The organism is Alkalibacillus almallahensis, from assembly GCF_011761495.1.
GTDB classification, from domain to species: Bacteria; Bacillota; Bacilli; order Bacillales; family Alkalibacillaceae; genus Alkalibacillus; species Alkalibacillus almallahensis.
The window spans coordinates 1-24,158 of the sequence record NZ_JAASRU010000020.1 but is presented as its reverse complement, the minus strand read 5'-3'; the positions used below and the strand labels follow the sequence as shown (position 1 = coordinate 24,158).

26 protein-coding genes and 1 riboswitch are annotated in these 24,158 nt (G+C 37.7%); of the genes, 13 read left to right on the top strand and 13 right to left on the bottom strand.

Features of this window, described 5'->3' with window-relative positions; all coding sequences use genetic code 11:
- Positions 1-160 precede the first annotated feature (160 nt).
- The 3 genes from def (at position 161) to rnjA (ending at position 3,017) form a co-directional block, all read left to right on the top strand.
- Entirely contained in the window at positions 161-718 is a 558-nt protein-coding gene (gene def, locus FHR85_RS13440) for a peptide deformylase (protein ID WP_167264145.1), read from the top strand.
- A 418-nt stretch (positions 719-1,136) separates the two neighbouring features.
- Complete coding sequence (locus FHR85_RS13435) at positions 1,137-1,346, top strand: DNA-dependent RNA polymerase subunit epsilon (protein WP_167264143.1); 210 nt, start codon at positions 1,137-1,139, stop codon at positions 1,344-1,346.
- A 3-nt stretch (positions 1,347-1,349) separates the two neighbouring features.
- Complete coding sequence (rnjA, locus tag FHR85_RS13430; RefSeq protein ID WP_167264141.1) at positions 1,350-3,017, top strand: ribonuclease J1; 1,668 nt, start codon at positions 1,350-1,352, stop codon at positions 3,015-3,017.
- 100 nt (positions 3,018-3,117) lie between these two features.
- Here the strand turns inward: rnjA and FHR85_RS13425 are convergent, their stop codons facing one another.
- The 3 genes from FHR85_RS13425 to FHR85_RS13415 all read right to left on the bottom strand — a co-directional run bounded on the left by FHR85_RS13425 (position 3,118) and on the right by FHR85_RS13415 (position 7,851).
- Positions 3,118-3,819 (bottom strand): potassium channel family protein, encoded by a 702-nt coding sequence (locus FHR85_RS13425; RefSeq protein ID WP_167264139.1) that lies wholly within the window; start codon positions 3,817-3,819, stop codon positions 3,118-3,120.
- Between the two features lie 443 nt (positions 3,820-4,262).
- Positions 4,263-6,086, bottom strand: coding sequence for an ABC transporter ATP-binding protein (locus tag FHR85_RS13420; RefSeq protein WP_167264137.1), 1,824 nt, complete (start codon positions 6,084-6,086; stop codon positions 4,263-4,265).
- A 13-nt stretch (positions 6,087-6,099) separates the two neighbouring features.
- A complete protein-coding gene (locus FHR85_RS13415) occupies positions 6,100-7,851 on the bottom strand; it encodes an ABC transporter ATP-binding protein (RefSeq protein ID WP_167264135.1) in 1,752 nt (583 codons plus the stop codon).
- Between the two features lie 227 nt (positions 7,852-8,078).
- Here FHR85_RS13415 and FHR85_RS13410 point away from each other — a divergent pair, with 227 nt between their 5' ends.
- The 4 genes from FHR85_RS13410 (at position 8,079) to FHR85_RS13395 (ending at position 12,528) form a co-directional block, all read left to right on the top strand.
- Positions 8,079-8,903: a mechanosensitive ion channel family protein gene (locus FHR85_RS13410; RefSeq protein ID WP_167264133.1), complete on the top strand. Its 825-nt coding sequence runs from the start codon at positions 8,079-8,081 to the stop codon at positions 8,901-8,903.
- A 67-nt stretch (positions 8,904-8,970) separates the two neighbouring features.
- Positions 8,971-10,305: an FAD-dependent oxidoreductase gene (locus FHR85_RS13405; RefSeq protein WP_167264131.1), complete on the top strand. Its 1,335-nt coding sequence runs from the start codon at positions 8,971-8,973 to the stop codon at positions 10,303-10,305.
- A 162-nt stretch (positions 10,306-10,467) separates the two neighbouring features.
- Complete coding sequence (locus FHR85_RS13400) at positions 10,468-12,279, top strand: S9 family peptidase (RefSeq protein WP_167264129.1); 1,812 nt, start codon at positions 10,468-10,470, stop codon at positions 12,277-12,279.
- A 12-nt stretch (positions 12,280-12,291) separates the two neighbouring features.
- Positions 12,292-12,528 carry a DUF2164 domain-containing protein gene (locus tag FHR85_RS13395; protein WP_167264127.1) on the top strand — a complete coding sequence of 79 codons (237 nt, stop codon included), beginning with the start codon at positions 12,292-12,294 and terminating at the stop codon, positions 12,526-12,528.
- 453 nt (positions 12,529-12,981) lie between these two features.
- On the opposite strand, the gene FHR85_RS13390 is transcribed toward FHR85_RS13395, so the two are convergent.
- The 3 genes from FHR85_RS13390 to cbpB form a co-directional block, all read right to left on the bottom strand.
- The gene (locus tag FHR85_RS13390; RefSeq protein WP_167264125.1) at positions 12,982-14,097 is read right to left on the bottom strand and encodes an N-acetyldiaminopimelate deacetylase; all 1,116 of its coding nucleotides are present in this window, start codon (positions 14,095-14,097) and stop codon (positions 12,982-12,984) included.
- A 90-nt stretch (positions 14,098-14,187) separates the two neighbouring features.
- Positions 14,188-14,907 (bottom strand): 2,3,4,5-tetrahydropyridine-2,6-dicarboxylate N-acetyltransferase, encoded by a 720-nt coding sequence (dapD, locus tag FHR85_RS13385; RefSeq protein ID WP_167264123.1) that lies wholly within the window; start codon positions 14,905-14,907, stop codon positions 14,188-14,190.
- Between the two features lie 70 nt (positions 14,908-14,977).
- Positions 14,978-15,430, bottom strand: coding sequence for a cyclic-di-AMP-binding protein CbpB (cbpB, locus tag FHR85_RS13380; protein WP_167264121.1), 453 nt, complete (start codon positions 15,428-15,430; stop codon positions 14,978-14,980).
- A 135-nt stretch (positions 15,431-15,565) separates the two neighbouring features.
- On the opposite strand from cbpB, the gene trhA reads away from it, so the two are divergent.
- Positions 15,566-16,204 (top strand): PAQR family membrane homeostasis protein TrhA, encoded by a 639-nt coding sequence (gene trhA / locus FHR85_RS13375; RefSeq protein ID WP_208379705.1) that lies wholly within the window; start codon positions 15,566-15,568, stop codon positions 16,202-16,204.
- Positions 16,205-16,353: 149 nt separating this feature from the next.
- Here trhA and fadH read toward each other — a convergent pair whose 3' ends face one another.
- Positions 16,354-17,175 (bottom strand): 2,4-dienoyl-CoA reductase, encoded by an 822-nt coding sequence (gene fadH / locus FHR85_RS13370; RefSeq protein ID WP_208379703.1) that lies wholly within the window; start codon positions 17,173-17,175, stop codon positions 16,354-16,356.
- Between the two features lie 108 nt (positions 17,176-17,283).
- On the opposite strand from fadH, the gene FHR85_RS13365 reads away from it, so the two are divergent.
- From FHR85_RS13365 to FHR85_RS13355, 3 genes are all read left to right on the top strand, one after another.
- Positions 17,284-18,153: a metallophosphoesterase gene (locus tag FHR85_RS13365; RefSeq protein WP_243864264.1), complete on the top strand. Its 870-nt coding sequence runs from the start codon at positions 17,284-17,286 to the stop codon at positions 18,151-18,153.
- Between the two features lie 136 nt (positions 18,154-18,289).
- A complete protein-coding gene (locus FHR85_RS13360) occupies positions 18,290-18,883 on the top strand; it encodes an SCO family protein (protein WP_167264115.1) in 594 nt (197 codons plus the stop codon).
- Positions 18,884-18,944: 61 nt separating this feature from the next.
- Positions 18,945-19,042: riboswitch (SAM riboswitch) on the top strand.
- 97 nt (positions 19,043-19,139) lie between these two features.
- Positions 19,140-20,243: a 5-methyltetrahydropteroyltriglutamate--homocysteine S-methyltransferase gene (locus FHR85_RS13355; RefSeq protein WP_167264112.1), complete on the top strand. Its 1,104-nt coding sequence runs from the start codon at positions 19,140-19,142 to the stop codon at positions 20,241-20,243.
- A gap of 133 nt (positions 20,244-20,376) precedes the next feature.
- Here the strand turns inward: FHR85_RS13355 and FHR85_RS13350 are convergent, their stop codons facing one another.
- Positions 20,377-20,586 carry a PLDc N-terminal domain-containing protein gene (locus tag FHR85_RS13350; protein ID WP_167264110.1) on the bottom strand — a complete coding sequence of 70 codons (210 nt, stop codon included), beginning with the start codon at positions 20,584-20,586 and terminating at the stop codon, positions 20,377-20,379.
- Between the two features lie 117 nt (positions 20,587-20,703).
- Positions 20,704-21,057, bottom strand: coding sequence for a hypothetical protein (locus FHR85_RS13345; protein ID WP_167264108.1), 354 nt, complete (start codon positions 21,055-21,057; stop codon positions 20,704-20,706).
- A gap of 79 nt (positions 21,058-21,136) precedes the next feature.
- Between FHR85_RS13345 and FHR85_RS13340 the strand changes: the two genes are divergently transcribed.
- Positions 21,137-22,294, top strand: a complete 1,158-nt coding sequence (locus tag FHR85_RS13340; RefSeq protein WP_167264105.1) for an aminotransferase A — start codon at positions 21,137-21,139, stop codon at positions 22,292-22,294.
- Between the two features lie 38 nt (positions 22,295-22,332).
- On the opposite strand, the gene FHR85_RS13335 is transcribed toward FHR85_RS13340, so the two are convergent.
- On the bottom strand, positions 22,333-22,515 hold the full coding sequence (locus FHR85_RS13335) for an aspartyl-phosphate phosphatase Spo0E family protein (RefSeq protein ID WP_167264103.1): 183 nt from the start codon (positions 22,513-22,515) through the stop codon (positions 22,333-22,335).
- A gap of 286 nt (positions 22,516-22,801) precedes the next feature.
- Here FHR85_RS13335 and lepB point away from each other — a divergent pair, with 286 nt between their 5' ends.
- The gene (gene lepB / locus FHR85_RS13330; RefSeq protein WP_167264101.1) at positions 22,802-23,311 is read left to right on the top strand and encodes a signal peptidase I; all 510 of its coding nucleotides are present in this window, start codon (positions 22,802-22,804) and stop codon (positions 23,309-23,311) included.
- Between the two features lie 53 nt (positions 23,312-23,364).
- Here the strand turns inward: lepB and FHR85_RS13325 are convergent, their stop codons facing one another.
- From FHR85_RS13325 to FHR85_RS13315, 3 genes are all read right to left on the bottom strand, one after another.
- Positions 23,365-23,496: a YvrJ family protein gene (locus FHR85_RS13325; protein ID WP_167264099.1), complete on the bottom strand. Its 132-nt coding sequence runs from the start codon at positions 23,494-23,496 to the stop codon at positions 23,365-23,367.
- 66 nt (positions 23,497-23,562) lie between these two features.
- Positions 23,563-23,787, bottom strand: a complete 225-nt coding sequence (locus FHR85_RS13320; RefSeq protein WP_167264096.1) for a DUF2922 domain-containing protein — start codon at positions 23,785-23,787, stop codon at positions 23,563-23,565.
- 15 nt (positions 23,788-23,802) lie between these two features.
- Positions 23,803-24,024: a DUF1659 domain-containing protein gene (locus FHR85_RS13315; RefSeq protein ID WP_167264094.1), complete on the bottom strand. Its 222-nt coding sequence runs from the start codon at positions 24,022-24,024 to the stop codon at positions 23,803-23,805.
- Between the last annotated feature and the right edge of the window lie 134 nt (positions 24,025-24,158).

Sequence of the window (24,158 nt, the reverse complement as noted above, 5' to 3'; positions counted from 1 at the left end):
CTTTCTGATCTTCAATAGTTCAATTCATTTTATTTACATCTATATAACAAGTAAAGTATAGCATATTTCTGTTTTAAAAATATACAACTTCCATGATGATTTTATAGGTTTTATGCTAAAATAGATGATGGAATTTGTGCAATAAGAAAGGATGTCACTAATGATCACAATGGATGATATTGTTCGTGAAGGACACGAGAGACTACGACAACGGACTGAGAACGTCCCTCTTCCTCCTTCAGACGAAGATCAATATACATTAAATGAGATGCTTCAATTTATTAAAAACAGCCAAGACGAGGAACTAGCTGAACAATATGACTTGAGACCCGGTGTTGGATTAGCAGCTCCCCAAATCGGCTTAGCCAAGCGAATGATGGCTGTTCACTTCACAGATGCAAATGACCGAGAATACAGCAATGGTTACTACAATCCGCGCATTGTCAGTCATTCAGTCGAGCAAACTTATTTGCCAGGTGGAGAAGGATGTTTGAGTGTTGACCGTGATGTGCCTGGAATCGTTCCACGCCATGCACGTATTACTGTTAAAGCCACAACCTTAGATGGCGAAGACGTAAAAATTCGACTCAAAGGTTACGCAGCCTGTGTTTTTCAACATGAAATTGATCACTTAAACGGTGTTATGTTTTATGATCATATTAATCAAGATGACCCAATGTCTCCACCAGAAGGCGCTGTATCAGTCGATGAATTATAATTCGAAGACGGTTTTCAAGGTACTGACGAACTTTGTCAGTACTTTTTTTGTATTTATTATTTTATTTATGGTGAGGAACAGTATATAATAAAGATAGGATTTATTATGGACATTGAATAAAACATTCTTTGTAACAATTATAGCTATGCGATATGTTGCGATCTTATTACCAACCTACTACTAGTTGTATATCATACTGAAAGGAGATGTATGGTATAATGTTGAAACGGTTGCGTGAAAAAATTAAAAAACGTCTAAAAAAAGTACTAAGATCTAAACAAGGTGCAAGTACGTAAATTATCACCTTTTATTTCGCATGTTATCAGACTGAATTTGTTTAATAATGCTTAATTGCATTTTATATAGCTATACGGATAGGAATGAACGTAAAACTAATCTAAGTAAGGAGAGAGACAAAATGGTATTCAAAGTACTCTATCAAGAAAACATTACAGAAGCTCCAGTACGTGAAGAAACTAAAACCATGTACGTTGAAGCAGAAACCAAACGTGAAGTCCGTGAAAAGCTAGCAGACCGTCCGTATAATATTGAACATGTCCAAGAATTAAGTGAGGCGCATTTAGCCTATGAACAACAATCCGAAAACTTTAAAGTAGAGGATCTCTAACGCATGAAGTTTGTTAAAAACGATCAAGTTGCGATATTTGCGTTAGGTGGTCTTGGTGAAATTGGTAAAAATACGTACGGCATTCAATTCCAAGACGAAATTATTTTAGTCGATGCTGGTATTAAATTCCCAGAAGATGAATTGTTAGGCATTGATTATGTCATCCCGGATTATACGTATTTAATCCAAAACCAAGACAAGATTAAAGGATTGTTTCTTACACATGGACACGAAGACCACATCGGTGGGATTCCATATTTATTACGCGAGATGAACATCCCGATTTACGGCGGGAAGCTAGCAATCGGCTTAGTCCGAAACAAGTTAGAAGAGCACGGTTTACTCCGTAGCGCTGATTTGAACGAAATTCAGGAAGATGACGTGATTAAATTCCGTAAAACATCCGTCAGCTTCTTCCGTACGACACACAGCATTCCCGATTCATTCGGTATTGTTGTCAAAACACCACCTGGAAACATCGTTCACACAGGTGACTTTAAATTTGATTTCACCCCTGTTGGTGAACCAGCCAACCTATCTAAAATGGCTGAAATCGGTTCAGAAGGTGTTTTAGCCCTCTTATCAGATAGTACGAACAGTGAAGTTCCAGGCTTTAGTCTATCTGAAAGCGTTGTAGGCGAAAGTATCCAAAATATATTCGATGAAGTGAGTGGACGAATCATTTTTGCAACATTCGCATCGAATATTTACCGCCTCCAACAAGTAGTCCAATCAGCAATTAAGAATAAACGGAAAATTGTTGTCTTTGGACGAAGCATGGAAAACGCAATTAAAATCGGTCAGAAACTTGGTTACATTCAAGCACCGAAAGATACATTTATTGAACCTAACCAAATTTCAAAAACACCAAGTGATGAGTTGGTTATTCTATGTACAGGCTCACAAGGTGAATCATTAGCGGCATTATCACGTATCGCTAATGGCACACATCGCCATGTACAGATCCAACCAGATGACACAGTTGTCTTTTCATCATCACCGATTCCTGGTAATACAATTAGTATTAATCGTAATATTAATAAATTGTACCGTGCCGGTGCGAATGTCATTCATGGATCATTAAATGATATTCACACTTCAGGCCATGGTGCACAAGAAGAACAAAAATTAATGTTACGTTTACTAAAACCACAATACTTTATGCCAATTCACGGTGAATACCGTATGTTAGCTGAACATATTAATTTAGCTGAACAAACAGGTGTCCCGCGTAAAAACAGTTTCATCATGGACAATGGTGATGTGTTAGCACTTGGCAAGAACAAAGTCGGAGTCGCAGGTAAGATTCCATCTGGCTCTGTCTATGTAGATGGTAGTGGAATTGGTGATATTGGTAATATCGTCCTTCGCGACCGTCGTATCCTTTCTGAGGAAGGCTTAGTCGTCGTGGTGGTAAGTATCGATATGAAAGAATTCCGAATTGCTTCTGGACCTGACATTATCTCTCGTGGTTTCGTCTATATGCGCGAATCAGAGGATCTAATCAAAGATGCACAAGGTCTAGTTGCGAACCATTTAGAAAAAGTAATGGAACGTAAAACGACGCAATGGTCTGAAATTAAAAATGAAATTACGGATACAATTCAGCCATTCTTGTATGATAAAACGAAGCGTCGCCCGATGATTTTACCGATCATAATGGAAGTATAATTGAATCATTCCTATCCAACGTAGTAAGCCCCCATAGCCAATTAGGCCATGGGGGCTTTTAATATTGAAATATAACCTATTTTTACTTAACAATCACAATCTAATCTTCAATAACAAGGGCTTTTTCGAATCGATGAATATCTTGATCAGCACCAATTACGATAATAACATCATTTCTATGAATCACATCATCCGCCATTGGTGACACATTAATATCATCTCCGCGTTTAATCGCTACAACGTTGCAACCGAAACGAGCACGTATATCAAGATCAATCAATGTCTTATCATTCATCTTCTCTCCTGCTTTCACTTCGACGACACTGTGCTCATCTGATAACTCTAAGTAATCTAGAATATTACTTGAAATAATACTATGAGCAATACGTTTACCCATATCACGTTCAGGATGCACGACTTCATCGGCACCAATTTTATTCAAGACTTTTTCATGGTAATCATTCTGAGCTTTGACAGTGATCATTTTAATTCCTAGTTCTTTAACGATTAAAGTTGTTAAAATACTTGCATGAATATTATCGCCGATTGCGACGATGATATGGTCAATATTTCGAATGCCTATATCTTTTAAAGCTAATTCGTCTGTTGAATCTGCAATAACCGCATGTGATGCAATATCTTTATATTCGTTAATCTTTTCCTCATCTGAATCGATCGCAAGAACTTCCATACCTTCACGAGCAAGTTCTTTACAAATACTACCGCCAAATCGGCCGAGACCGATGACACCATAGAGATGCTTACTCAACTGCCTTCCTCCTCTTTTGTCTATACTGAGCATAGTCTACCATATATCACATGCTATTTGTCGAATGATTATTAAATCTTTGTGATACAAATACACTAATTTAATATGTTCTGTTAAAATCCGTTGTTGATGTTGTGATCCGCTACTGGTGGACGCTTTCCGTGGGGCACGGCTCGAGCCTCCTCGGAAGAAAAGCGTTTCCTGCGGGGTCTCGAGACTCGTGCTTTTCCCATGACGACCCGGACGGTCTAATGTCGACGTTGGTCACAGGACGTGACCGCTTTTAGTCGACCTGGAGTCGCCACCATCGCTACTCACAATTCAACAACTTAGTGCTAAACCAATTGAAATCAACACTAAACTTTAACAAAGCCAATTATTAAAAATTTCTTTAATAATGTAGAACTTCAATCTAATGATAAGCCATTTGATTGAAGAAAGAAAACCGAACGACATGTAAGCCGCTCGGTCCTCCTTTACATTTGGTCTAATGCTTGAAATTGTGACTTCACGAGACCATAGTATTCGCCACCATGTGCCATTAATTCGTCATGATTACCTTGTTCTAAAATATGACCATTTTCTAGCACAATAATATTATCTGAATCACGGATTGTTGATAAGCGGTGTGCAATAATGATTGACGTTCGACCATCTAACAATCGTTTAAGTGCATTTTGGATTTTAACTTCTGTTTCTGTATCAATGCTTGCTGTTGCCTCATCTAAAATAATAATCTTAGGATCAGCTAATAATGCACGCGCAAACGATAATAATTGACGCTCACCAGCAGATAATATATTTCCACGTTCTTCAACTTCAGTCTCATAACCATCTGCAAGACGTTGAATAAACTCATCTGCTCCAACGACTGTTGCTGCTTCAATCACTTCTTCATCCGATGCATCTGGACGACCGAAGCGAATGTTTTCCATAATAGTTCCTGAGAAAATGAACGTATCTTGCAGGACGACACTAATCTTTTGGCGTAAATCATCGAGCTTCACATCACGTAAGTCAATTCCGTCGATCTTAACCGCACCGTCTGTCGGATCATAGAAACGACTGATTAAATTAGCAATCGTAGTCTTTCCTGAACCTGTATGACCAACTAACGCAACGGATTGACCTGGTTTCATTTCTAAGGAAATATCATCTAACGCAATCCGTTCATCATCATAAGCAAATTGAACGTGATCAAATTCGATATGACCCTCAATATCATTTAAATGAACAGCATCTTCCTTCTCTTTCACGTTCGGTTCTTCATCTAGGAATTCAAAAATACGTTCAGATGCTGACATCGCCATAAGCAATTGATTATACATTTGTCCAAGACGTGAAATCGGCTCCCAGAACATACCGATGAATAACGCAAACGTAAAGAATGTACCGACTGTTAAGGAACCTTGTGATATTAAGAATGCACCAAAACCGAGTAAAACTGCAGTTCCAAACGCATTACTCATCTCGACAAACGGACGGAACATAGCACTTTTACGAGTTGCTGTTTGCCAACGATCGTAATTATCAGAATTCACACCTTCAAAAAACTCTGTGTTTTCTTGTTCTTGTGCGAAGGATTGCGTTATACGAATCCCTTGAATACTTTCATTAAGATGTGAATTAAGTCTTGATTGCTGAATCCGTACTTGTTGCCATGAGCGACGAATTCTCTTTCTTAACTTCGTTGAAATATAAAACATAATTGGAATTACAATGACTACTGCTGCAGCCAATGGTGGACTGAGAACAAATAAGATTATAATAATACTTACTAGCATGACGATATCCATGAGTAAGTTAATAATTCCATTCGTAAACAGTTCCTGCAGTGAATTAATATCATTCATGATTCGAACGATAATACTACCAGCCGATTTTTTGTCAAAAAAGCGGTTTGACAAGTGTTGCACATGTGAAAACAAATGGCGTCTTAAATCGTAAATCACGTTTTGTCCGAGTAAATTCACATATTTGATTCGAACCATATTACCGACGTAACTAAATAAGTACATGATCGCAATGCCTATAACAAGTTGGATGAGTAAATTCGTGTTACCAGTATCAATCGCCATGTCAATGGCTACACGACCAACAAGAATTGGTACAATAAGCCGAACTGCCGTCGAGACGAGCATGGCTATAATAGCGATTGGTAGAATTTTTTTAGAATACGGTTTTAAGTATTTTAATAGTCGAACTGTTTGTTGCCAGTTAAATGGCTTATCAACAGCTATATCCTGTGTATAGTGAAATCGTTTTAAATGTGGGCTTTTTTCTTTAGCTTCGGTTGTCATTTGTCTCCCCCCCTTATACGTGTTGTTTACCTAATATGGCTTCTTTATCTTGATATTGAATGTCGTAAATACGTTGGTAGGGACCTTCGTTGTCGAGTAAATCTTCATGTTTACCGCGTTCAACGATTGCTCCATCTTCTAAGACGAGAATTTCATCAGCGTGTTGTAGTGATGAAATACGATGCGCAATAATAAACGTCGTACGGTCCGACATGACTTCCCGTAATGCTTTTTGTATTTTCGCTTCTGTTTGCATATCAACAGCTGATGTAGCGTCATCTAATACAAGAATACTCGGGTTAATCAAGAGGGCTCTCGCTATGGAGATCCGTTGTTTTTGACCGCCAGATAGACCCATACCACGTTCACCTAATAAGGTGTCATAACCATCTGGCATCGTTTCAATGAAGTCATGTGCTTGTGCGCGTTTAGCTGCATCTACTATTTCTTCCATTGAAGCTTCTGGATTGCCGTATGCGATATTTTCTTTAATCGTCGTTGAGAATAAGAAGGGCTCCTGTAAGACAAACCCGATTTGTTTGCGTAAATCTTTCAGTGAATAATCTGTCGTCGGTTTGCCATCGACATATACATGGCCCTGTTCAGGCTCATAAAACCGTGTTAATAGTTGCGTGATACTTGATTTACCGGCACCTGTTGCACCAATTAGTCCAACGATCTTTCCAGGTGGTGCATCGAAACTAACTTCTTTTAATGCCTCATCGTCATCTTCGACATATGTTAGTGTCACGTCGTCAAACGTAACATGACCTTTGATCGTTTCACCTTTTGCTGGTTGGTCGTCATCTAATTCTAAATCTGATTCTAACACCTCAAGTAAACGTTCACCTGATGCTTTGGCTTGTGAGAACTGATTGACAACAAACCCGAAGTTCATTAATGGTCCTAAAAACATCCATACTAATGAGAAAAAGGCACCTAATTCACCAACTTGAACATCGCCTTGAATCACTAAGTAACCGCCAAAAGCAAGTAAGGCGACAACACACACATTACCGACAAATTCCATAAACGGCATGTATTTTGACCAAATCGATGCAGTTTTTAAATAGTGATCTCGATAGTTTTCACCTTTTTCTTCATAACGACCAATCTCAAAGTTTTCACGAGATAATGATTTAACTGTGTTCATTCCAGAAATATTTTCTTGGACACGTGTATTCATTCTCCCGAAAGAACGGCGAATTCCTAAAAATGCTGGATGAACACGTTTATCGAACATATAAACGGAAACAGCTAAAAATGGCATTGCTGCTAATGTTACGAGTGTTAATGGAACAGAATAAAATAACATGACTGCTCCACTCACGATTACCAGCGAGACAATGCGTAATAACTCGGCAAAACCAAATGATAAGAAGAAACGAAAACCTTCTACATCTGCAGTCAGGCGTGACATTAAGTCACCTGTCTTGGCATTATCATAATACTTGAATGACAAACGTTGTAATTTACGATACAAATCATTTCTGACTTCATAAACGGTTGAGATACCGAATAAATCACCAAAATACTGTTGCGTAAAAACAGATATTGCTTTGATGCCCATGAGAACTATGAATGCAATAATAATAATTGGTAAAAGGTCAAAGTTTTGTTGACCAATCACGTTATCAATCGTTTGTTGAATCACGATTGGATAGGCGGCTGTTATGATCGTCACAAATAACATTGAAATAAGTGAAATAATCAAATACCGCTTAAAAGGCCAGTAATATTGCTTAAGCTTCTTGAAAATATCCAAGCCTCTTCCCCCACTTTCTTTCGATGAAAATTACTGCTCTAATAAATATATCGGGTTACGAAATAAAATGCTACCCCTTTGCCTTAATTTTTTGAAAAAATTTATAATTCACATTCTTAATATAACTTTGAATGCCCGTAAAATGTCATATTATGATTGAAACATGATTAACGAAATACATTATGTGGTATATAATAGTTATAATAAGAAATGAAGGGAGTATTAAGATGGACTTTTTAGATTTAGAAGGTATGTTAAGTAGCTTAGTGAGTATTGGTGGTCAGCTATTATTACTTATTATCGTTTATGTTATTGTCGCACCAATCGGTCGCAAAGCGATTTCGAAGACCATGGATCATGTAGCTAAGCGCCAAAAGTTACAGGAAGGACGTAAGAAGACATTAGAAAACTTATTGTTAAACGTGTTTACATACGTATTATTGTTCTTTTTCATTGTTACGTTCCTAGGAATTCTAGGTATTCCGCTTGCTCCAATCTTGGCAGGAGCTGGTATCGTTGGACTAGCTATCGGCTTTGGCGCCCAAGGGTTAGTTAGTGATATCGTGACAGGCTTTTTCATTTTAATTGAAAAACAAATCGATGTGGATGATTATGTCACAGCAGGTGGTCATGATGGTATTGTCGAGGAGTTGGGTCTTAGAACAACTCAATTACGTGGTTTTGATGGCACCCTACACTTCATTCCAAACCGTTATATCCAAGCTGTAAACAACCATACACGCGGTAATATGCGTGCACTCGTCGATATGGGCATTGGTTATAGTGAAAATATTGACCAAGCTATGGAAATTTTACAAAATGTGTGCGATCGTTTTCGCGAAGACGACCGCATAAAAGAAGGTCCTGATGTTGTCGGAGTCCAAAGTTTAGGTTCATCTGACGTTGTACTACGTGTCATCGCCCAAACTGAGAAAATGTTACAATGGGAAGTGGAACGCGATCTTCGCAAAGCCATGAAAGAAGCACTTGATGATGCAGGAATCGAAATCCCTTTTCCACATCATACAATTATTCAAAAAGAAGATAACTAATCTGAATTTAAAGAGCTCATGTGACCTACATGAGCTCTTTATATAACAAGTAAATGAGGTGGTAAGAATGCGTTACGTTATTATTGGAGGCGATGCTGCAGGAATGAGTGCAGCCATGCAGATTAAACGAGAAAGCTCACAAGATGATCAAATTATTACACTTGAAAAAGGTGATTATTATTCTTATGGTCAATGTGGCTTGCCTTATGTCATAAGTGGTGATGTTCAATCAACAGATGATGTTATCGCTAAACCTGTTGAAGTGTTTCGTCAAAAGCATGGTATAGATGCCAGAACTAGACATGAGGTGACTGATGTCAATGCTGATCAACAAGTTGTTTCAGGTGTTGACCTTGATAACGACGAACCATTTGAACTTGAATACGATAAATTGCTGATTGCGACTGGCGTAAGTCCGATTAAGCCAGGTTGGGATGGTATTGATTTAGATGGTATTCATTCGATGAAAACCATACCAGATACAGAAAAGATTATAACCGACCTTCAATCTGAAGAACCTGAAACTGTTACAATCGTTGGCGGTGGTTTTATTGGCCTTGAAATTGCTGAAAACATGCAAGAAATCGGAAAACATGTTCGTATCATTCAGGCTGGTCAACAACTCATGAATCCGCTTGATTATGATATGGCCAAATTGCTTCATGATGAAGCAGAACAACATGGCGTCGACCTTATCTTTAATGAATTTGTTCAACGTTTTGAAGGAGATCAACGTGTAGAAAAAGTGATTACCGATCAAGGTGAATATTCAACAGATCAAGCGATTGTTAATATCGGAGTAAAACCTAATACTGATTTCCTGGATCCCATTGTATTTGACTTAAATGATCAAGGTGCTATTTTGGTCAATGAATTTATGGAAACAAACGTCAACAACGTCTATGCTGCTGGAGATTGTACAGTTGATTACAATAGAGTCAAAAAACAAAATGACTTTGTACCTCTCGGGACTACTGCTAATAAACAAGGTATGACTGCTGGTATGAATATTGTTGGTCAAGAGAAACCCTTCCAAGGAATTGTAGGGACATCCATTCTGCAATTCTTTACACTTGATGTTGCAAGAACTGGTTTATCAGAAAAAGAAGCTAATTCCTTAGGCTTTAATTACGATGTATCAACGATCAAAACTAATGCCGTTGCAGGTTACTACGATCAGCAACCGCTTCACCTAAAACTCGTCTACGAACAAGGATCGCGAAAAATTCTAGGTGGCCAAGCTATCGGAACATATGGTGCAGACAAACGAATCGACGTCTTGGCAACAGCACTCTATCACAATATGACAACAATAGAATTACTGGACCTTGATTTGGCCTATGCTCCACCCTATAACGGCGTATGGGATCCTATCCAACAAGCTGCAAAGAAAACACTCTAATGAACTAAACCTGTCGACTGATGCTTGGCAGGTTTTTTAGTGATTAAGCTCACTAACAATCAATATCTCTTACTTGATATAAAATCATTTCAATAACAAGGAAATCATCCAGTTGTGCACGAATAACAATTTAGAGAAAATATATTTGAAATGAGGGATTCTATGACTAATGCTTTATCTATTCGGAGTAAATACACAATTGATCAATTTATGAGTAGTGAAACGATTGGCGCCGTATCTGTGAATGATGACAATCAAACCATCCTGTATGCGAGTGATGAATCTGGTGTTTTCAACGCCTATACCGTCCAAGTAGATGGTACCAACCGAACACAAATTACCGAATCTACCAATGATGGCATTTATCCTGTTACTTATTTACCGGGATCACACGATTTTATTTTTCAACAGGATCGTGAAGGAAATGAAATCAGTCATTTATATTTATATCAATCAAATGGTTCAATAACAGATCTGACACCTTCTGAGAATGAAAAAGCATCATTTTTACAATGGAATCACGATCGGAACAGTTTTTATTATTTATCGAATAAACGAGATGCAAGATTTTTTGACCTCTATAAAATGGATATTACTTCATGGAAAGCTGAACTGGTTTTTAAAAACGAGGACGGTTTGAATGTCGTAACCGTAGCACCTGATGGTAAGCAATTAGCCATCCAACATACTGTGACTGATAATGAATCAAATATGTACATTTATTCAAATGAAAATGGACTCTTCCAACTCAATGATCAACCTGGAGAAGCTGAATTTATACCAATGATGTTCAGTCAGGATTCGAAGGAATTATATTTTTTAACAAATGAAACATCAGAATTCTTACAACTGAAGAAAATCAATCTTGCAACTAGAGTTGTTACATTAGTTGCTGAAGAAAATTGGAATATAGAATTCGCACGATTTTCACCGCAGTATTCTTTTCTAATTTATTCCTACAACGAAGATGGACAGGATAAACTTAAAATCTTAAGCCAAGATTCGAATGAATTTCAACTCCCAGAACTACCAGAAGGGGAATTGATTGCAATTAAACTGTCACACGATGAACAAGCTATGGCATTTGTGACAAACAGTTCAGTTACACCTACAGATTTATTTGGATATGTGCCGACAAGCAATCAAGTTATTCGACTAACGAATGCTCAGCACCCTGAAATCCAATCTGAAGATTTAGTTAAAGCTGACATTGTTCATTATCAATCTTTTGACGGGTTAACCATCCCGGCTGTTTATTATGAACCTTATTTAAACAAAGATGAGAAAGCCCCTGCCTTAGTACTCGTTCATGGTGGCCCCGGCGGACAATCAACAACTGATTATAATCCAATGGTACAATATTTAGTCAATCAGGGCTATGCAGTTATGGCCGTTAATAATCGTGGAAGTTCAGGCTACGGAAAATCGTTTTATAAAGCTGCTGATAAGCAACATGGTGAAATTGATTTGCAAGATTGTATTGAAGCCAAAAAATATTTAATTTCTACTGGGCGAATTGATGAGGAGAAAATTGGTATCATGGGTGGAAGTTATGGTGGTTATATGGTCCTCGCAGCATTGGCTTTCCAACCAGATTCATTTAAAGTCGGAGTTGATATCTTCGGTGTTTCAAATTGGGAACGAACTTTAAAAGAAATACCAGCGTGGTGGGAGTCTGGCCGTCAAGCACTCTATAAGAAAATTGGTGACCCTTATCACGAAAATGACTATATTAGAAGGATTTCACCACTATTTCATGCCGATCACATTCACAAACCATTAATTGTACTACAAGGTGCCAATGACCCACGTGTGCTTAAGGTCGAATCGGACGAAATTGTCGCTGAAGTCAAGAAAAACGATGTACCAGTAGAATACCTTGTTTTTGAAGATGAAGGGCATGGATTCTCTAAACGTACTAACCAAATAAAAGGATATCAGGCTATCAAAACGTTTTTAGATGAACATTTATAGGAGATGGATTTTATGAAAGAACCAGCATTTATGAAAGACAAGATTTTAGACGAGATTAAGGTTTATTTTTACGAGGAACGCGGAGAAGAACTAGGTGATTTAGCTGCTGAGAATATGTATGCATGGCTCAGCGAACAAATCGCGCCTTATTATTATAATCAAGGTGTTCATGACGCGAGACAAATTGTCGAACAAAAAGTTGTGAACCTTGATGAGGATATCAGCTCTTTAGAACGACCACTAAGATAATATAAAATGGCAGTCAATTTAACTCGATGGTATCAGTCACCGACTCGATGAAAATTCTGATTCAGCTTAAATAAGTGACCTAGTATAAAAGGAGGAAACTGTATTCGCAGTTTCCTCCTTTTCTTTTGCCTTGTGTCATGAAGACATTAGCCTATCAGTGTTATTTTAGGACAAATAATTAATCCGCTTTAATTTTTAATTTCATCATCCGCTCACTCAGGATTCCTAATATGATTCCGATCAAAATGGGTAATAACGAGATCTCTGTATATGATAAAGAAAGTTTGAACATAAGTGATTCGATTTCAGCAATAAAACCTATTAGATACAATATTATGATGCTAGCAAACGATACCACTAAAGGCACCCAAAAGGATTTACTCACAAAACCACCTCTAATAATCAAATGAATTTAACTAATCAAAAAAGCAATTCTAAAGATCTAACCTTGCTTTACCCTTCACGAATCATCGCAACAACTGCTTCAACACCAACTCCAATAGCATCTTCACTCGGATTCAATCGACTTGTATGCAAACCAGATTCAGAATCAACACCTAGCCAAAACATAAAACCTGGAAGTTCCTTCAACATGTAACCGAAATCTTCCCCCGTCATGGCAGCATCTGCTTCAGCATAAGTAACATTTGACTTCTCGATTGCCTGCTTAAACTTTTCAACATAATCACCGTCATTATTAACCATATAATAATTCGCACCATAATCTACAGTCGTTTCACATCCGTAACGTGTCTCAATTCCTTTTAGCATTTGCTCAATCGACTGTTTCGCAACATCCATCGTTTCGGCATCAGTTGTACGGATCGTCCCTTCTACCCGAGCATGTTCAGGAATAATGTTTTGGACTGTACCAGCTTCCATCTTGCCTAACGTTACAACGGCAGATTTAAGGGGATCAACCATTCGACCAACCACTTGTTGTAATTGGACGTTAAAAGCACTAGCCGCCATCATCATATCACGCGTCTCATGCGGATAAGCTGCATGACCTCCTTTACCATGAAAATCAATAAACAGTTCACTCGTGTTAGCGAATAATAATCCTGGTTTTGAAGCAACGTAACCAACTTCACGCTTAGGATCGACATGTAAGGCAAATACAAAATCCGGCGCATATCGTTTCATCGGTTCACTCGCCAACATCGGTTCTGCTCCACCTGGTCCTTCTTCTGCTGGCTGGAATAAGAACAAGACATTCGCTTCAGGTCGATGATGAACCAATTCCGTGAGAGCTCCAAGTGCAATGGTCATATGTAAGTCATGACCACAAGCATGCATTTGTCCGTCGTGAATCGATTCAAAAGAAAACCCTGTCTCTTCTTTGATCGGCAAACCATCTATATCAGTCCGATAAGCAATTGTTTGATTTCCTACTGTCCCTTCGACAAACACAAACAACCCTGTTTCCCAAGGCGTTACGGTGAGATAATCTTGTGGTAATGTTTCAATATAGTCACGCAAATACTGTTGTGTCTTAACTTCTTGAAAGCCTAACTCTGGTATTCGGTGTAAATCACGACGTATTTCATTCCATTTTTCATCTGTCATAAACCTATTCAACCTTTCGCTACCTATATCATATGTAAGAAAAGCGGAATTGCTTGTTAAGTCAATTCCGCTTCTGCTAAGTAAATCCTATTAGTTATCTAGCTTACGTAACTCTTGTTTGATTTCTGTTTTATCACGTGTTTGTGCATCCATCTCTTTGATTTTTTTAGCTGGTGTACCTGCAACCACTGTGTTCGCTGGTACATCTTCAGTCACGATCGATCCAGCTGCAACAACTGCACCTTCACCGACTGTGACACCTTCTAAGATCACGGCGTTAGCACCAACGACTGCACCATCTTCTACAACTACTGGCTGAGCAGAAGGTGGCTCGATCACACCCGCTAATACAGAACCTGCACCAATGTGGCAGTTCTTACCGACTGTCGCACGACCGCCTAAGACGACATTCATATCAATCATTGTGCCTTCGCCTACGACTGCGCCAATATTAATCGCGGCACCTAGCATAATAACGGCACCGTCACCAATTTCAACTTGATCACGAATAATCGCACCAGGTTCAATACGTGCGTTAATATTTTTCATATCTAATGTTGGGATTGCTGAATTACGACGATCATTTTCGATCACATAATCTTCAATTGATGAAGCGTGTTGTTCTAATTCTTCTTTCACAACGCTCCATTCACCGAATAATACACCAGCGTTACCCGTGATAAACGCTTGTACGTCATCATGGAAATTAACCTGCTCTAAGTTATCACCTTTAACATAAACTTTTACAGGTGTTGATTTTTTCGCATTCGAAATAAAATTGATAATTTCATTAGCATCCATTTGATTCATTTTTTCGATCCTCCACTTCATTTAGTTACTCTTTTAATGTATCAAAGAGGTCTTAGTTTTCACAAGATGTTTAAGAACTTTTTTGACGTGACTGATAGTACTCATTTCGATATTGTTTTAATAGTTGGCGACGTGTGATAATCCCTTGCATAATCTCGTCATCATCTACAACACAAACAAAATTATAATCAATCAATTCGTGTAAAGCTTCTTCAAGAGTGTCATTGATGTGTAAGCGTGGCGCCTCATCATTCATCACATCCATGACGGTTTGTGAGTCTAAACGCTCCAACTCAATTCGTTCCAAACCGAACATCGCTTCAATAATATTTGATTTGCTAATTACACCTTCAAATATTCCGTGGAAATCTAAAACAGGTACTGCATTATAGCCTGTTTTAGTTAAAACTAACAACGCATGCTCTAGTGGATTACTATTTTGAACGTGAGCCACTTTTTCAGCGTCGACCATCATATCTTTCACAAGAGTTGTCGCTAGATCAAACTCTTTTGCTTCTAACATGGTTTTCCTCCTCATTAAAACGAAACAATTGGTCTCGTTTTCCGAGAACTATTTTAACATAAAATAAGGAAAATAGATATTGTTTAACATACGAAAAAAATCAGCTATACTAAGACAATAGAAATGAGGGTTTTGATGTCGTACACATTCACACCAAAAGAAGAAAAAGTTAATGCTATAACACATGGACTAGGCGCTTTATTAAGTTTGGCAGGCCTTGTCATATTAATTGTATATGCTTCATTACACGGTAATGTATGGCAAGTGGTTTCGGTTACAATTTACGGCGCTTCTATGTTGATCATGTATTTATCATCTACGATTGTTCACAGTTTAAAAGAAGGTAAAACGAAGGATCTCTTTTTATTTATTGATCATTCCTCGATTTATTTATTTATTGCAGGAACGTATACGCCGATTTTACTCGTCATGCTTCGGGGAACAATCGGCTGGACACTTTTTGGCGTCATTTGGGGTGTGGCGTTATTAGGTATTGTTTTTAAAATCTTTTTCGTCCACCGATTTATGGTCGTCTCAACGTTAATTTACCTCGCTCTTGGTTGGTTCATTGTGTTTATATGGGAACCACTTGCAACTGAGATGGCAACAACCGGACTCGTTTATTTAATTGTTGGTGGTATATTATATTCTGTTGGAAGCCTATTTTATATGTGGCGCGGTTTTCCCTATCACCATGCAGTCTGGCATCTATTTGTGATTGCAGGAAGCGCTTTTCATTTCTTCACTATCTTATTCTATGTCGTCCTCGCTTAGTTTTGAAATACTTTCTTTTATTTATGAAATAAGTTCATCTATTTATTTCATAAATAGATCAAGTAATGAAATAAATTAGTAGAGTTATCTCATAAGTGAAAGCTCACAAAAAAGCATTGGCTCTTGTACAAGAGCCAATGCTTTTTTCATTAAAATGGATATTGATTAAGTGATTGACCACCATCTAACTTAATCACTTCACCATTCATATATTTCGCCTTATCTGAAAGCATGAAGTATGCAAGTTCTCCGATTTCTTCTGGTTCACCTAAACGTTCTAACGGAACAGATTTAATCGTGCGTTGTGCGGCTTCCTCTGATTCCCAAAGTTTATCAGCTCCACCTGTTCGATCAATTGGACCTGGGGCAATAGCATTTGCGCGAATACCATAACGACGACCCCATTCCACAGCTAACGTTCTTGTCATGGCTAATACACCTGCTTTTGCCGACGCGGAATGAATCACACCTGGACCAGCATCCCACGCGTAAGTCGCAACCATGTTTAAGATCGTTCCTTTAATACCATGCTCGATCCAATAATGGCCTACTGTATAACTACAATAATAAGTACCGTTCAACACAATATCAATAACAGCATTCCAGCCATTTGGAGACAGTTTTTCAGCCGGCGCAATAAAATTACCTGCTGCGTTATTCACAAGATGATCGATTCGGCCAAATTTATGATGAACCTCCTCCACCATTCTCTCGACATCTTCTACCTGGCGCACATCCATTTGCACCACCATAACACTGCCAGTTGCAGTCGCTTCAATTTCTTCTTTTGCTTGCGTTAATTTCTCTTCATTTCGACCCGTAATAGCAACATGCGCACCTTCTTGAGCAAACTTCTTTGCCATATACTTGCCCATTCCATTCGAACCACCTGTGACAATGACTACTTCATCCTTCACACAAACCACCCTTTTCCCCAATTTTAAAATGAATGAATATTCACTCGTTTTCATTTATTGTAACTAATATTTGTCCTTTTTTCAAAAACTACTTGCTATCACTCTTGAACAATCCGTAATCGTGCTATAATGTCGATAAGCAATCAAAAAGGATGGCGTAATATGGGGAATAAAATGACTAGGCGTTCATTTTTAAAAAAGGCGACTTTCGGTACACTCGGTTCCATCGGGGCAGCTTACGGTGGTTATTATTACGCTCATGACATTGAGCCTTATTGGTTAACCATCAAACGAGACTCATTTGAATCTGAACGCTTACCAGATGAATTTAATAACTTTAAAATTGTTCAAATTACAGATACACATTTAGGTTTCCAATTAACATTAGAGGACATGAAGAAGATTGTCCGTAAAGTCAATCAAGAATCACCTGATTTAATTGTCTTTACAGGAGACTTATTTGATAACCCGTCTGATATAGGCCAATCGCGTTATAATGATTTGATTTCAATCTTATCGAATCTAAAAGCAAAGCATGGCCAGTATTGGATTTACGGCAATCATGATCATGGCGGTTATGGAACAGACTCAATCAAAGAAGTCATGAACCAAGGTGGCTTCAGCTTGCTTCAGAATGATTATGACAATATAAATCTTAATGGGAGTCAAATACTACTCGCTGGTGTTGACGATGTATTACTAGGAGATCCTCGCTTAAACCAATTAATACCAGACGATAAATCAGACACTTTCAACATACTCTTGTGTCACGAACCAGATTATGCCGATCAAGTCAAAGACTATAACTTCGACTTACAGTTATCAGGACATAGCCACGGTGGCCAAGTACAGATTCCGTTTTATGGTTATATTATTACACCACTTCTCGGGCAAAAATATGTCGAAGGTAAGACAACAATTGGTGAGCGCCCACTACATTTGTTAACATCACGCGGCTTAGGAACGACCCGGCTACCTTTTCGGTTTCTCTGTCGGCCTGAGATTAATGTCATCACACTAAATGCCACTTAAAGTGGTTTGTCAAGAAATTGTAAAAACATTCACGTTCCTGTCACACTCGGTTATTTTATAACATGTTAAAATAAGTATAAATTAATTTTAAATGCGTGATTAATAACGGATAAGATTGATAAATGGAGTTGATAAAATGATCAGTCGATCTAAATGGGTAATTCCACTTAGTATCATAGGTATTCTGACATTTCTTGTCGCCTGTAATGGTAGTTCAGCCAGTGAACTGGAAGCCGAACTAGATGTCGAAGTTGAATCATTCGAATATACGAATCAAGATAATGAAACAGTCAGCTTAGAAGACCTCAAAGGACAATATTGGGTTGCTAATTTTATTTTCACAAGTTGTAACACTGTATGCCCTCCTATGACAGGTAATATGGCTGGTTTACAGCAAACAGCAGCTGAAGAAGATTTAGATATTCGTTTTGTTTCATTTAGTGTGGATCCTGAAGTTGATGACCCTGAGACATTAAAAGCTTTTGGTGATAAGTATAATGCCGACTATAGCAACTGGGATTTTCTAACAGGCTATTCCCAAAATGAAATCGAAAGTTTCGCTGCGAACTCTTTCAATACACTCGTCTCCAAAGTGGATGGTGAAAGTCAAGTCAACCATGGTACGTCATTTGCTTTAGTTAATCCAGAAGGTACTGTCATTAAGACGTACTCTGGTACAAGTAATGAAGCAATGGATGATATTATTAAAGACTTGAAAACAGTTAATTAATAAGTGTGATTGACAACGGTCTATTCACCATGTAAGATGTGCTTTAATTAATTTCATATAATTCTTATCAAGAGAAGTGGAGGGACTGGCCCTTCGAAGCTTCAGCAACAGGTTTTTGACACTGTGCTAATTCCAGTAGCAAACGCTAGAAGATAAGAAGAGAACAAACGCGTACGAGTCTCTTCTTAGGAAGAGGCTTTTTTTATGGAAAAATCACATCCATTACAAACACATACTTTAAAGCGAGGGATATTCCATGACAAAAAATCAGATTCCGTTTCGAGCTGACCATGTAGGTAGTCTATTAAGACCTGAAAGACTTCACCAAGCACGCTCTGATTATAATCAAGGTGTCATCAATCAAGAGTCATTACGACAGGTTGAAAATGAAGAAATTGAACGTATTGTGAATAAGCAAATAGAGATTGGATTAGAAGCTGTTACAGATGGTGAGTTTCGACGCACTTGGTTTCATTTAGATTTTATGGAGCATTTCCACGGTATGGAGGGATATGTACCTGAAACAGGCTTCCAATTCGCAAACAATACTGAAACCGAACGATATGATGTTCGTAATACTGGGCGTATTTCCTTTAACCCTAACCACCCTTTTATAGAAGACTTCAAAGCATTAAACCAAATTGTAAATGGTCGAGCAGTTGCCAAATTAACCATTCCAAGTCCTAATCAATTTTTTAATGCTGGTATTCAAAACGAATCGATCTATTCCGACATCGAAACGTATGCAGCAGATATTATTCGAGCCTACCAAGAGGCGATTCAAGCATTTTATGATGCTGGTGTCCGTTACCTACAATTTGATGATGTCTACATTGCTGGATTATCAGCACCTGATATCCCATTTAATGATGGGCAATATTCACGTGAATACCTTATCGATCTAGCGCTACGTGTTGTCAATGGCAGCTTAGAACACAAACCAGATGATTTGTATGTCACGACACACTTATGCCGTGGTAACTATCGTTCAACTTGGGCATTTTCAGGTGGCTATGACTTAATTGCCCCAACATTATTTGCTTATGAAAAAGTGGACGGTTTCTTTCTAGAGTATGATGATGAACGATCAGGCGGGTTTGAACCTTTAAAACACATCCCAGAAGATGGCCCGAGGGTTGTATTAGGATTATTGACTTCTAAAAGTGGCAAGCTAGAAAATCGCGATCTTATAATCAATCAAGTGAATGAGGCTTCTTCCTACCTATCTAAAGAACAACTATGCCTAAGTCCACAATGTGGATTTGCTTCGACCCATCATGGTAATGACTTAACTGAAGAAGAACAATGGGAAAAATTAAGCTATATCGTCCAACTCGCTAATGACATATGGTCGAACTAAAAAGCTGAGACAAAAGGTAATAGTGCAAAGTAAAACCCGAACGATTTAATTAAATCGTTCGGGTTTTCTGCTTAAATGACGCTCCATCAATTGCACAATTGAGACCCTTTTTGTCTCATCCCCATTTTTAACATCAATCATTTCGAATAATTAAGTAAACGATGAACCCCATTACAGGTAAAAACAACGTACCAAATAAAACGATCATAGCATATTCATTACTTTTTCCTTTACGTTTAGCATCACGGTACGACCATATACTCGTTACGATATTTAAAATTAATAACCCTAAACCAAAAAGTAAAAATATAATGATAGCGAAAATAGAAAAATCTAAAATCATCTTACCTCTCCCCTCTTTTCTAAATTATATAAAATATATAGATAAGATGAAATAATTGATGAATATTAATAAAAGCTTATTTTGACCATTTGGTTTCTATGATACACTTTTCCCAGCTCATTTACCTTTTAATGATTGTTTATATTTAAACCGATCAGACAAATAGGTTATAATCCCTAAAATTAAAAACGCAGCACCAACTAAGAAACTGGCATTTATAAGCGTTAAAACAACTTGCCGCATTTGTGATGCATCATTAATCACAGTATGATTAAATATGTATATAGCTAATAACACGAACATAAAAGCAGTAGCCATACTCATCCAGTATAGCAAGCTGAAACTAATTGGTAATTTTAAAAAACGAACAATGACAGCATATGTCAAACTAATCAAGCAACCAATCAACACAATCCATAACCCTATTGCTTGCCAGTGTGCAGTTAAATAGATTATCCATTCTGAAAACATAATCGTCACTCCCTTACCTATCAGCATAAGCGGAGCTATTAACTTTTAAACCTAATGAATACTACAAGGTGGGAATACAATGGAACACTTACTTAATCAAAACGTCAAAGACATTGAAATATCAGGGATTCGTCAATTTTTCAATTTAGTATCAGGAAAAGAGGATGTTGTCTCACTTACAATAGGGCAGCCTGATTTCACAACACCAGATCATATTAAAGAAGCAACGAAACATGCACTTGATGAAAACAAGACCGTTTATACACCTAACGCGGGTATTCTTGAATTACGACAAGCGATTGCTGATTATACCCAAGAACGCTATCAATTACAGTATGATCCAAACGACGAAATTATTGTGACAGCTGGAGCTTCACAAGCGATCGATATTTCATTAAGGACAATATTAGAACCTGGTGACGATGTACTCCTGCCAGGGCCTGTTTACCCTGGGTACGAGCCACTCATACGTTTAGCTGGAGCTAACCCCGTTCATATTGATACACGAGATCATGAATTTAAATTAACAGCTGATCTGATCGAAGCCAACTTAACTGAAAAAACTAAATGTATTATTATGCCTTATCCTTCTAATCCAACAGGGGTTTCATTAAGCGAAAAAGAACTTCACGATATTTCTGAAGTCATCAAAGATCACCCTGTCTTTATTTTGGCTGATGAAATTTATAGCGAACTTACTTACGATCAAGATCATGTTTCCATTGCTCAGTTTAATCAAATTCGTGAACATACGATTGTTATTCAAGGGTTATCTAAATCTCATTCCATGACTGGTTTTAGAATAGGGTATGTATTAGCAGATCGCTCTATTAGACAGCATATGTTGAAAGTCCATCAATACAACGTCTCGTGTGCGACTTCAATTAGTCAATATGCTGCTTTAGAAGCATTAACAGAAGGAAAGCATGATAGTGATGTGATGCGTGATGCATATGCAGAAAGACGCCGTTATGTCATAACTCGTCTACAATCCATGGGGGTTGATGTTGTGGAGCCTGAAGGAGCTTTTTATGTATTTCCTAAAATTCAACTAGAAAATACGACGTCCTTTCAACTTGGCTTACGTTTGGTAGATGAAGTCGGGTTAGCTTTAGTACCTGGTGATGCATTTAGTGAGTACGGACAGGGCTATATGCGATTGTCCTATGCTTATAGCCAAGAAGTCTTAAAAGAAGGTCTAGACCGATTAGAAGCATTTTTAAACGACAACAATTAAGCATACTATGTAAATTTAAAAGGCTGTCAGCAGTTGAGCTAGATGTGATTTTTTTTAGCGCCTGTCTTTTTTGTGTATTGATTTAATAATTTATCAAGTTCTTGTGACAAACGGACGGATTCATGGCTAGTATATCCATGCTTCGCAGCAATATTAATCATATCTTGTCTTACGATTTCAATTTTATGTTCAAGTTCGATTAAATCTTTATCCTTTTTCAACTCATGATCCTCCTTGCAACAATTAGCATCAAAATATATATTTTATGTCTTAAAGATAGTATTGTCAAAAGTCAAAAGAACTATAGTTTACTATGATTTATTGTATGAATACCCTTTTTTCTAACTTTGAAACTTATTTATGAAAATTCTTTCATAAAATCGAACATCATTACTAGATCCTAGATAGCTTGATTTCTTCCTCGTTTTATACTGTGATTTTTTTATGATTATGATAAGATAAAAAGATAAGCGTTTAATTTGAATCAGCTAGAAAGGAAGAAACCCATTGAAAAGAGAAATCTGGGAATGGACAAAAGCAATAGTTATAGCCCTTGTTATTGCATTCTTTTTACGGTCTTTCGTCTTTGCAACTTCGGTTGTCGAAGGGGCTAGCATGGATCCGACTTTGAAAAGTGGCGAACGTGTCATTTTTAACAAGGCCGTTTATTTGTTAGACGAGCCAGAACGCGGAGATATTGTTATTATTGAACGTCCAAATAAAAACTACGTCAAACGTATTGTTGGCATGCCAAATGAAACGATTAAAGCTGAAAATAATCAACTGTATATAGATCGTAAGCCAATAGATGAAGATTATTTAACTGAAGAAGAATTAAGGGGAACGGGTAACTTCGAGGAAAGAAAAATCCCTGCAAACCATTATTTCGTCATGGGTGATAACCGTGATGTAAGTAAAGACAGTCGAAATGGATTGGGATTAATCAAAGAAAATAATGTCATCGGACGTTCCGAAATTATTATATTCCCATTCAGTCATTTTTCATTAACAAGGTAATACGATTAACAAAGGCCCCATCCACGTGATATTTAAGTGAATGGGGCCTTTCATTATGATTGAGGAATTGCTTTTATTGAGTTATTGAGTTTCTCTAGTTTATTTTCAATTCGATGTAATAAATAAAACGTAACAAGAATTGGAAAACCAACATCAGGAACCCAACTAATCCAAGCTTCAGCCAATAGCTCTACCCCCTCTATTTCAGTGATGAAAAAAAGTGACGCATCACTGACGCGCCACTTTATTTATTATGCTTCGTCTAATGGGACTTGATTGACATGACGTTCCACGACTTGTGCATATTCAATAGCTGTAATCGTAGAACCACCCGATGTCATAATACCTTCTGCGATAATGGTGTCCATCGCTTGTTTTACTTCAGTAGGATCAACCGGATCTTTAGGGTTATCGATACTAACTGTTGCCATTCGTCCTTCTTCATTACGAAATTTCAACTCTAGACGTTTACTCATTTACTTTTCCCTCCTTTAACCTTGTGTTCCAACTAATAATGAATCATCTTGTCTGATTGCTTCAGAAAGTGAATCATCACATAAATCAGATAATACTTGAGCGACAGCAATTACAGCATCGTTTGTGGCATCTGGTTTTACATTGTTGTAACGACGCGTTTGAAACACTGAATTCCCTTCTTCATCTAAACCTGTCTGATAAACTAATTGCAGTTGACTATCAATTTTTTCTGCCATGTTGTCAACCTCCCTTCACCCTTATAATCGAGTGAAAATAAGGTTCTAAGTCAAATGTTGGGGTGCTCTCTTAAGAGCACTCCTTACTTATGCCATTTGGCCTTGTATATCCTTATATTTATGATGCAATAAGA